Consider the following 1,348-nt stretch of genomic DNA (forward strand, 5'->3'; position numbering starts at 1 on the left):
ACAGGTTAGCTACACACATCGCTGTGCTTCCACACCCTGCCTATCAACGTCCTAGTCTTGAACGGCTCTTTAGGGAAATCTTATCTTGAGGTGGGCTTCCCGCTTAGATGCTTTCAGCGGTTATCCCATCCGAACGTAGCTACCGGGCAATGCCATTGGCATGACAACCCGAACACCAGTGGTTCGTCCACTCTGGTCCTCTCGTACTAGGAGCAGCTCCTCTCAAATTTCCAACGCCCACGGTAGATAGGGACCGAACTGTCTCACGACGTTCTAAACCCAGCTCGCGTACCTCTTTAAATGGCGAACAGCCATACCCTTAGGACCTGCTTCAGCCCTAGGATGAGATGAGCCGACATCGAGGTGCCAAACACCGCCGTCGATATGAACTCTTGGGCGGTATCAGCCTGTTATCCCCAGAGTACCTTTTATCCGTTGAGCGATGGCCCTTCCATACAGAACCACCGGATCACTAAGACCTACTTTCGTACCTGCTCGACTTGTGGGTCTCGCAGTTAAGCGCGCTTTTGCCTTTATACTCTTCGACCGATTTCCGACCGGTCTGAGCGCACCTTCGTACTCCTCCGTTACTCTTTAGGAGGAGACCGCCCCAGTCAAACTACCCACCATACATTGTCCTCGGTATTGTTATACCTGAGTTAGAACCCCAACATGACCAGGGTGGTATTTCAAGATTGGCTCCACAAACACTGGCGTGTCTGCTTCAAAGCCTCCCACCTATCCTGCACAAGTCAGGTCAAAGTTCAATGTAAAGCTGTAGTAAAGGTTCACGGGGTCTTTCCGTCTAGCCGCGGGTACACAGCATCTTCACTGCGATTTCGATTTCACTGAGTCTCTGCTGGAGACAGCGCTGCCATCATTATGTCATTCGTGCAGGTCGGAACTTACCCGACAAGGAATTTCGCTACCTTAGGACCGTTATAGTTACGGCCGCCGTTTACTGGGGCTTCGATCAAGAGCTTCGCATACGCTAACCCCATCAATTAACCTTCCAGCACCGGGCAGACATCACACCCTATACGTCCACTTTCGTGTTTGCAGAGTGCTGTGTTTTTAATAAACAGTTGCAGCAGCCTGGTATCTGCGACTATCAGCAGCTCAAGGAGCGTGTCCTATCACCACCAATAGCGTACCTTCTCCCGAAGTTACGGTACCATTTTGCCTAGTTCCTTCAGCAGAGTTCTCTCAAGCGCCTTGGTATTCTCTACCTGATCACCTGTGTCGGTTTAGGGTACGATTCGTTTATGACTATCGCTTAGAAGCTTTTCCTGGAAGCCTGGTATTTGCCACTTCGTCCTACAAGTAGGACTTGCTATCAGATCTCGAC

The 1,348-nt window shown here is 50.7% G+C and carries 1 rRNA gene; it reads right to left on the bottom strand.

Annotated features, from left to right (window positions below):
* Positions 1 to 1,348, bottom strand: a 23S ribosomal RNA gene (locus ACS8FD_RS14720); the annotation flags it as partial.

Source organism: Psychrobacter sp. 1U2 (assembly GCF_051847575.1).